Origin of the sequence: Mycobacterium sp. E2989, assembly GCF_001667595.1 — a bacterium.
In the GTDB taxonomy this organism is placed as follows: Bacteria; Actinomycetota; Actinomycetes; order Mycobacteriales; family Mycobacteriaceae; genus Mycobacterium.
Genome location: NZ_LZJX01000023.1, coordinates 111,671 through 119,715, shown reverse-complemented (window position 1 = coordinate 119,715; position 8,045 = coordinate 111,671). Strand labels below are relative to the sequence as shown.

Here is an 8,045-nt window from a genome sequence, read left to right as displayed (position 1 = left end):
GCGCTCGGGGCCGGGGTGGCGCATCCGGAGCGACGGACGGTGTTGCTGATCGGCGACGGCGCGGCGACACCACCGGCGGCGACGCGATTTTTCGCCGGGACAGGATGGTGGCCAACGCTTCCAGCGCGGCTCCCATTTCCAGCGGCGCGAAAACCTCGCCCGCCACACTGCTTTGGTACTGCCCGACGTCGATCGTCCGCGCCGGGTCGATCCGCTGGCTGAAGAAGCCGCTGACCATGTCGGTGAACACGACCCCGGCGGTCACCAGAACCGGCGCCTCCTCGATCGCGGCGCGCACCGCCGGGGCGCTTGCCGATCCGGCGTAGATCCCCAGGTAGTTCGGCAACTTCTCGCGGGAGGGGCTGTCCCCGGTCATCGTGGTGGTCAACAACGACGGGTACACCGTCGAGCGCGCGATCCACGGAGAGTCTGCGCCCTACAACGACATTGTCAATTGGAGGTGGACGGACATCCCGAACGCGCTGGGCGTCGCCGACCACCTGGCGTTCCGGGTGCGGACCTTCGGTGAGCTCGACGACGCCCTGACCGCCGCCGCGCTGCACCAGGACCGGATGGTGCTCGTCGAGGTGGTCTTGCCGCGGCTCGAAATCCCGCCGCTGCTAGTCGAACTCGTCCAGCCGATGTCACCGGACGGCAGCGTTCGCCGCTGAGGCCGCCGCGTCAGGATCTGCTGGGTGCGCCGTTCGGATCGGACGATCGCAGTATCGCCTGCACGGTTCGCCTGCAGCGCCCGCAGTCGGCGCCCGCCCCGCAGGCCCGGGCGACGTCCTTGGTCGTGCAGGCCCCGGCCTCTACCACCTCGGCCACCGTTTGGCTGGTGACTCCGTTACACAGGCAGACGAACATCCAGGTGGCCGCTCAGTCCGCCTCGATGCGCATCATGTTGGTGAATTGGCCGACGAAAATCGGCGGATAGGGCCCCACCCCGGCACCGGACATCCACTCGGCCGCGGCGTCCGGATGCTCGATCCACCGCTGCGCACTCTCTTCGTCGGGCAACTCCGACATGATCAGCACCTCGTGCTCATCGTCGAAGGCTTGGAAGATCCAGGTCTTGCGGATGCCGGCCGCTACGAATCTATCTGTGGCCGAGGCGACTTCGGCGGTCAGCGCCGACACGTCGTGAACCGAGGCGATGGTGGCCACCACGACGCCGGGTGCCTCGGGGCTGGCCGTGGGCGCCGGGACGAACCGGTGGACGATCTCGCCGGCGAAGACCGCGGGAATGTCGTCGACGCCCGCCGCGTCGAACCAGTCGAAGAAGACCCGGGAGCGCAGCAGTTCCACGATCGGCTCGCGGCTGTGCACTCCGATCATCACCAGCACGCGGCCGTAGTCATGCGTCGAGGTGTAGACGAGCACGTGGTGGGCGCCGATGTCGGCCAAGGCCTCCTTGCGGCGCTCGAGCAGCGGCCATACCCGGCTGGGATCGGGAACGCGATAGTCCGACGCGATCACCATCGAATGAATGTCGCCGTCAGTCAACGGAGTTGGTCCTTCATCACTTTTCCGGTGGCGTTGAGCGGCAGCTGGTCGAGGAACGCGATGGATCTCGGCGCCTTGAATCCAGCCATCCGCTCTCGGCACCATAGCAGCAGGTCCTCCTCGGAGACCTGGCTTTTCGCCACCACGAATGCCTTGCCGACCTGGCCGAGGCGGTCGTCGGGGACCCCGATGACAGCGGCTTGCGCCACCGCCGGATGCTGAAGCAGGTAGCCCTCGATCTCCGCCGGGTAGGCGTTGAACCCGCCGACGATGAACATGTCCTTCTTGCGGCCGTCGATCCGCAGCCGGCCGGCGGCATCGAGGCGGCCCAGATCGCCGGTGTGCAACCAGCCGTCGGGGTCGATCGCCGCGGCGGTGCCCTCGGGGTCGTCGAGGTAGCCCTGCATGACCCCGTAACCGCGAACCAGCACCTCGCCGTCGTCGGCGATGCGCACCTCGACCCCGTCGCACGGCAGGCCCGCCGTGGTGGCCACGTCCTCGAACGAGTCGCCGGGCCGGGACAGGGTGACGTTGCCGGCCTCGGTCAGCCCGTAGCCGGTCATCAGCGTCTGGAAGGGCAGTTCGCCGTGGATGCGGCGCACCAGTTCGACGGGAATGTCGGCGGCGCCGGTCACGCCGGCCCGTAACGTCGACAGCCTGGCCTTGTCACGCACCGTCAGCAACGAGTGATACAGCGTCGGCGGGCCGGGCAGCATCGTGATGCGTTCGCGGTCAATGAGATCCACCACCGTGTCGACGTCGAAGACCGCGACCGGCAGCATCGTCGCACCGCGCAGGAAGGAGGTGACGAGTCCCGCCTTAAGGCCGAACGTGTGGAAGTACGGGTTGATCTGTAGGTAGCGGTCACCCTCGCGCAGATCCGCGAGCGTCGCCCATTCGGAGTACATGCGCAGCGTCTGGCGGTGATTCATCATCGCGCCCTTGGGGCGACCGGTCGTGCCCGAGGTGAAGATGATGTCGCAGATGTCGGTCCCGCTCACCGCCCGCTCGAACGGCGAACCGCTGGAAAGGAAGTCGGATTTCAGATCGATGACCGGCGTCCCGGCGGGCGCGGTGTAGTCCTGGCCCAAAAAGCCCTTCTGCACCAGGACGGCCTTCGCGCCGCTGCGGGCGATGATGTCGCCGGCCTCTTCCGTCTTGAACCGGGTATTGACCGGCACCAGCACACCGCCGGCGGTGAGCAGCCCGAAGGCCGCGATGATCCACTCGACGGAGTTCGGCGCCCAAACGGCGACCCGGTCACCCTTGCCGACGCCGAAGTCCGCGAATGCGCCCGCGGCACAACGAATCCGCTCGACGAGATCGGTGAAAGTGAAGCGCAGCGGACCGTCGACGGCCGCCTCCGCGTCGCCGAAGCGGTCCGCCGCGCTCAAGACCATCTCGGGGATGGTCTGCCATACCTGATTTGGTCGGCGTGTCACACCGTGACGAGCCGACCGAGGTTGCCGCCCATGATCTTTGCCTGGTCGTCGGTGGACAGGTGGGACAACGCGTTGACGTAGAAGGTCGGCTCGGCCAGTCCCTCGGGGTGCGGCCAGTCCGAGCCGTACAGCACCTGATCCACACCGACGAGGTTGATCAGGTCGTCGATGCCGTCCTCGAAGAACGGGCTCACGTGGATCCGGTTCTTGACCATCTCGACGGGGTCGCTCGGGAAGGCTTCCGGGGCCTTTCGGAAGACCTCGGCCAGACCGTCCAACAGCGGGGTCATCCACTTCGAGCCCGCCTCGACGATCGCGACCTTCAGCTTGGGGTGCCGGTAGAGCGCGCCGTGAATCACCCACGACCCCACCGCATCCTGGATCGGCCGCCACTCGTTGAGGATGCCCATCGCGTTGGTCTGGAACGGGAGCATCTCCTGCTCGGCACCGTCCCACTCCGAGGTGTAGCGGGAGTAGCCGCTGTCGGACGAGTGCATGCCGACCAGCACGTCGTGCTCGACGACCCGCTCCCAGAACGGGTCGAACTCAGGCACGGCGAACGACCGGGGGCCGCGGAAGCCGGGAACCGGCGCCGGGCGGATCAGGATGCAACGCGCACCGCGCTTGACGGCCCACTCCAGCTCCTCGATCGCCTTGTCGACGATCGGCAGGGTGATGACCGGGGTGGTGAAGATGCGGTTCTGGTAGTTGAAGCCCCAGACCTCATCGAGCCACTCGTTCAGCGCGTGGATCAGGACGTGGATGGCGACCGGGTCGTCGCGCAGTCGCTCCTCGAGGAGGCTGGCCAGCGTCGGGAACATCAGGGTACGGTCCAGACCCAGCTCGTTCATCTTCTCCAGGCGCGGGCCGGGCTCGAAGAACGCGGGGATCGCGCGCATCGGCTCGCCGAACAGTTCGCGCTTGCTCTTGCCCTCGGGGTTGCCGTACTTGAAGTACTCCTCCCAGGCACCCGGCCGGGCGACAACCTCGAAGGTCGGATTGGGGATGTAGTTGCTGATGTGGCCGCGGATCGCGATCTTCGTCCGCCCGTTGATCTGGACGTACTGGACGTAGTCCTTGTACTCCTTGGGCAGGAATTTGGTCAGCGCCTCCGGCGGCTCGTAGAGGTGGTTGTCCGCGTCAAATATCGGAAACGGGACGTCCTCCCGGTGCGACAGCTGGCCCATGAGATCCTCCTTCGCGATTTTTGAGAATTGTATTCTCTACGGGCGCCCGACCGCAACGCGCCCCTTCCGATCGGTTCTACGTCGTCAGCACGTCACGGTGATCTTGAAAGTGGCGGTGGCCGGTTCACCGGGTTTGTCGGTCTTGTAACCGTTGGCGGTGCCGCTGATGGTGTATTTGCCACCACTCATGCTCGTGGCGGCGTCGCCGTCGCCACCCAGGGAGTACATCCCGCTGAACCCGCCCAGATTTCGGATGTGTACGGAGGTGGCCGCCGGCTGTTGCGCGCTCTCGTCGATGACGACCTTGGCGCCGGAAAAATCGCCGCCGATGTCGATGGTCCGGGTCCACTCCAACTGGCCGCACTTGACGATGTGGAAATTCCGGTCGTTACCGTCTATGGTCACCGACGCCGTGCTGGCGATCTGGGATGGCGGTCGCGAGGAGCACGCGCCAAGCAGCGCGACGGCGAGTGCCGCGACAACCGCGGCCGTCCTTCGGTCCGGCACCCGGCGCTCCTATCTTCGCTGCCGATAGCTCTTCGGCCTGCAGCGACGATGTTATTCTCGCACCGGGAGAATGCCAATATCGTCCGTTCTCGTCCAAGGAGCAAATAACGCATGGTGGACCTGGAGATCGATGACGGGTTGGCGGTGCTGACCATCGATCGTCCGCACGCGCGCAATGCGATCGCGCTGGACACCATGCAGCAGCTGGAGAAGGCGCTGGACGCGGCGGCGGGCGCCAGGACCCTGGTGATCAAGGGCGCGGGCGATCGGGCCTTTGTATCCGGCGGCGATCTAAAGGAGTTGCGCGCGCTGCGCACCGAGGAGGATGCCGCGGCGATGGCCAAGCGGATGCGGGCGATCTGCGATCAGCTGGCCAGCTTCCCCGCCCCGGTGATCGCCGCGCTGAACGGCCACGCCTTCGGCGGTGGCGCCGAGGTCGCCGTCGCGGCCGACATCCGGCTGGCGGCCGACGACATCAAAATCGCCTTTAACCAGGTGGAGCTGGCGATCATGCCGGCCTGGGGCGGCGCCGAGCGGCTGGCCGCGCTCGTCGGAAAGAGCCGGGCGTTGCTGCTGGCCGGCACCGGAGCCGCCCTCACCGCACAGGAGGCCGAGCGGGTGGGCCTGGTGGACCGGGTGCTGCCCCGCGCCTCGTTCGACCAGGGATGGCAATCGGTCGCGAGGTCGCTGGCCCGCCACCCGGGGGTGGAGATAAAGCGCGTAATCAGCGGGGTGTCGGCAGACGAAGCGATAGCATCCTTTGCACGGCTCTGGGTTGCCGACGCGCACTGGCGGGCCGCGGAGCGGGTGATGAACCGCACCACAAGTGCGCCACGGGCCGTCGGAGGAGCGAGATGACGGGCAGACGGTTGGGCGCGGGCGCCGCGGCCCTGTCCGCTTTGCTGGCCGCTGCGACCGGTTCGGTCGCGAGCGCCGGCCACGCCCTGGCCGACCCGGTAATGCACCACGTGAGATACACCGTCACGGCGCAGAATCCGATCTACACCGACATCTATTACCTGGACCACCAGCCGGAGAAATTCTCCGACTACAGCCACAACCCCTACTCGTTCACACCGCACGTCGACGTCGATCTCGGCCCGGGCAAACCGTGGAGCTTCGATCTGGACATGTCGAACCCCGATGACTACGCGATGGTCGTGGCGAGCACGGGCACCGAGCCCGGCACGCCTGGGCTTCACTGTGATCTGGCGGTGGACGGAGCGGTCGTCGTATCCAAAGACGGCCCCAAAGGCGTGCTCTGCTCACTGCGCAACTGGTGAACCACCCAGGTCGGCGGGACACCTTCGATCGGTCGCGGGTCGCCTTCCAGGCGGCGGAGGTATTCCTCGACCAACGCCACGGTCTCGGCGTGACCGCCGGACATGCCGATCGCCTGCTCGAGCACCAGCATTCGCGACAAGCTGGTCATCAGCACCGTCCAGACCACCGCCGGCACATCTTCGTTCTCCGCGCCGTAGCGCTGTAACGCGGCGGCCACCGTCTTGCGCTGCTCGTCGCGAAAACGTTCGGCGTAGTAAGCGATTTCGGCCCGCATGTCTTTGCGATGATTGGCCAGCGCCATGAACTCCATCGAAATCCGGGTGAACCCCGGATCGGTGCCGAACCGCCAAAGCGCCCACAATGGCTGGTCCGACCGCAGCGCTCGGGCCTGCACTTCGAGGCCCTCCTCGGCGCGGCGGCGGAAGACCTCGACGAACAACTCCTCCATGGTGCGGAAGTAGTAGTGCACGAGCTGAGGTTTCAGCCCCGCCTTGCTCGCCAGGCGTCGCGACGTCACCGCGGCATAGCCCTCCTCGAGCATCAGCTGCTCGGCGGCATCGAGCAACAGGCCGCGATTTTTCGCGTCCGGTGCCCCGATCCTGCGGGCCCCGGAAGAGGCAGATGTCATGTCCCCGCTCCGTACTGTGTGCCATCCCGTGCCGACCACTCGGATCGTATCGTGGCGCGCCGGCCCCGACCTTGACCCTGACATTATCGCCATGCTAAGCAGGTGCTCAGCACATTTTCGGTTTCGAGATCGCGCGGCCCCACGCCCCTGCCGCCGAACACAGCCGCTATCCAAGCCCAGGGAGACGCAATCCGATGAGCGATTACGAGTCGATCGACTTCTTCACCGACCCGTCTCTGGTACCCGATCCCCACCCCTACTTCGACTACCTGCGCAGTCAAAACCCGGTCTTGCGGCTGCCCCATTACGGCGTCGTCGCGGTCACCGGGTACGACGAGGCCTGCGAGGTCTACAAGGACCCCGAGACGTTCTCCAACATCGTCGCGCTCGGCGGGCCGTTCCCCCCGTTGCCGTTCCAGCCCGAGGGCGACGACATCAGCGCCCAGATCGATGCGCACCGCAGCTCCTTCCCGATGAACGAGCACATGGTCACCATGGATCCGCCCGACCACACCAAGGCGCGGTCGGTGCTGGCGAAGCTGCTGACCCCAAGTCGGCTGAAGCACAACGAGGAGTTCATGTGGCGCCTGGCTGACCGGCAGCTTGACGAATTCCTGGACAACGGCGAATGCGAATTCATCGCCGAATACTCAAAGCCGTTCGCCACCTTGGTGATCGCCGACCTGCTGGGCGTGCCGGAATCCGACCACAAGGAGTTCCGCAGCGTGTTGGGTGCCGATCGCCCCGAGGCCCGGGTGGGCGCGCTGGACCACGAGTCGGTCGGCATCAACCCGCTGGAGTGGCTCGACGAGAAGTTCTGCGACTACATCGAGGATCGGCGGCGCGAGCCGCGCAACGACGTCCTGACCTCGTTGGCGTCGGCGAAGTACCCCGACGGCTCGACGCCGCCCGTGATCGAAGTCGTCCGCTCGGCGACGTTCCTCTTCGCCGCCGGCCAGGAAACCACGGCCAAGCTGCTCAGCGCGGCGCTGCAGGTGCTCGGCGACCGGCCGGACATCCAGCAGGAGCTGCGTGACGACCGCAGCCTCATCCCCGGGTTCATCGAGGAATCGCTGCGGATGGACAGCCCGGTCAAGAGCGACTCCCGGCTGGCCAGAAGGGCCACCACCGTTGGCGGAGTCGACATTCCGGCCGGCACGGTCGTCATGGTGCTGCCGGGGGCGGCCAACCGCGACCCGCGCCGGTTCTCCAACCCGCACGAATTCGACCTGCACCGGCGCAACGTGCGCGAGCACATGGCGTTCGCCCGCGGCGTGCATTCCTGCCCCGGCGGACCGCTCGCCCGAGTGGAGGGCCGCGTCTCGATCGAGCGTCTGCTGGACCGGATGTCGCACATCGAGATCGACGAAGCCCACCACGGGCCGAGCGCCGACCGTCGCTACACCTACGAGCCGACGTACATCTTGCGCGGCCTGAGCGAACTGCACCTGAGGTTCACCACCGCGGACGCGGTGGCGGTCGCGGGCTGAC

General features: G+C 66.8%; 9 protein-coding genes and 2 pseudogenes. 4 read left to right on the top strand and 7 right to left on the bottom strand.

The genetic code is table 11. The features are described from left to right. Window positions 1-382, bottom strand: a pseudogene (locus A5680_RS06225) (indolepyruvate decarboxylase); the annotation flags it as partial. On the opposite strand from A5680_RS06225, the pseudogene A5680_RS06220 reads away from it, so the two are divergent. Then, window positions 342-671, top strand: a pseudogene (locus A5680_RS06220) (indolepyruvate decarboxylase); the annotation flags it as partial. The pseudogenes A5680_RS06225 and A5680_RS06220 sit on opposite strands and share 41 nt — an antisense overlap. A 10-nt stretch (window positions 672-681) precedes the next feature. On the opposite strand, the gene A5680_RS25070 reads toward A5680_RS06220, so the two are convergent. From A5680_RS25070 to A5680_RS06200, 5 genes are all read right to left on the bottom strand, one after another. Next, window positions 682-867, bottom strand: coding sequence for a bacterioferritin-associated ferredoxin (locus A5680_RS25070; protein ID WP_082459730.1), 186 nt, complete (start codon window positions 865-867; stop codon window positions 682-684). A gap of 12 nt (window positions 868-879) precedes the next feature. Continuing rightward, on the bottom strand, window positions 880-1,506 hold the full coding sequence (locus tag A5680_RS06215; protein WP_067817306.1) for a fatty-acid--CoA ligase: 627 nt from the start codon (window positions 1,504-1,506) through the stop codon (window positions 880-882). Further along, window positions 1,503-2,906 (bottom strand): FadD3 family acyl-CoA ligase, encoded by a 1,404-nt coding sequence (locus A5680_RS06210; protein WP_067817301.1) that lies wholly within the window; start codon window positions 2,904-2,906, stop codon window positions 1,503-1,505. Before A5680_RS06210 ends, A5680_RS06215 begins: the two co-directional genes overlap by 4 nt. Before the next feature lie 38 nt (window positions 2,907-2,944). Continuing rightward, window positions 2,945-4,135, bottom strand: a complete 1,191-nt coding sequence (locus A5680_RS06205) for an amidohydrolase family protein (protein ID WP_067817297.1) — start codon at window positions 4,133-4,135, stop codon at window positions 2,945-2,947. 84 nt (window positions 4,136-4,219) lie between these two features. Continuing rightward, window positions 4,220-4,642: a lipoprotein LpqH gene (locus A5680_RS06200; RefSeq protein ID WP_082970274.1), complete on the bottom strand. Its 423-nt coding sequence runs from the start codon at window positions 4,640-4,642 to the stop codon at window positions 4,220-4,222. Between the two features lie 111 nt (window positions 4,643-4,753). Here A5680_RS06200 and A5680_RS06195 point away from each other — a divergent pair, with 111 nt between their 5' ends. Both A5680_RS06195 and A5680_RS25065 read left to right on the top strand, forming a co-directional pair. Then, complete coding sequence (locus A5680_RS06195) at window positions 4,754-5,500, top strand: enoyl-CoA hydratase/isomerase family protein (protein WP_067817295.1); 747 nt, start codon at window positions 4,754-4,756, stop codon at window positions 5,498-5,500. A 101-nt stretch (window positions 5,501-5,601) separates the two neighbouring features. After that, window positions 5,602-5,925, top strand: a complete 324-nt coding sequence (locus A5680_RS25065; protein WP_082956133.1) for a hypothetical protein — start codon at window positions 5,602-5,604, stop codon at window positions 5,923-5,925. On the opposite strand, the gene A5680_RS06190 is transcribed toward A5680_RS25065, so the two are convergent. Next, window positions 5,841-6,554 (bottom strand): TetR/AcrR family transcriptional regulator, encoded by a 714-nt coding sequence (locus A5680_RS06190; protein ID WP_055400292.1) that lies wholly within the window; start codon window positions 6,552-6,554, stop codon window positions 5,841-5,843. The genes A5680_RS25065 and A5680_RS06190 overlap by 85 nt on opposite strands. Window positions 6,555-6,748: 194 nt before the next feature. Here A5680_RS06190 and A5680_RS06185 point away from each other — a divergent pair, with 194 nt between their 5' ends. Further along, window positions 6,749-8,044 carry a cytochrome P450 gene (locus tag A5680_RS06185; RefSeq protein ID WP_067817291.1) on the top strand — a complete coding sequence of 432 codons (1,296 nt, stop codon included), beginning with the start codon at window positions 6,749-6,751 and terminating at the stop codon, window positions 8,042-8,044. The last annotated feature ends 1 nt before the right edge of the window (window position 8,045 follow it).

Bases quoted from the DNA above. Each gene is read 5' to 3' on its own strand.
- A5680_RS25070 (WP_082459730.1), bottom strand. From the start codon at position 867: ATGTTCGTCTGCCTGTGTAACGGAGTCACCAGCCAAACGGTGGCCGAG.
- A5680_RS06210 (WP_067817301.1), bottom strand. From the start codon at position 2,906: ATGGTCTTGAGCGCGGCGGACCGCTTCGGCGACGCGGAGGCGGCCGTC.
- A5680_RS06205 (WP_067817297.1), bottom strand. From the start codon at position 4,135: ATGGGCCAGCTGTCGCACCGGGAGGACGTCCCGTTTCCGATATTTGAC.
- A5680_RS06195 (WP_067817295.1), top strand. From the start codon at position 4,754: ATGGTGGACCTGGAGATCGATGACGGGTTGGCGGTGCTGACCATCGAT.
- A5680_RS25065 (WP_082956133.1), top strand. From the start codon at position 5,602: ATGCACCACGTGAGATACACCGTCACGGCGCAGAATCCGATCTACACC.
- A5680_RS06190 (WP_055400292.1), bottom strand. From the start codon at position 6,554: ATGACATCTGCCTCTTCCGGGGCCCGCAGGATCGGGGCACCGGACGCG.
- A5680_RS06185 (WP_067817291.1), top strand. From the start codon at position 6,749: ATGAGCGATTACGAGTCGATCGACTTCTTCACCGACCCGTCTCTGGTA.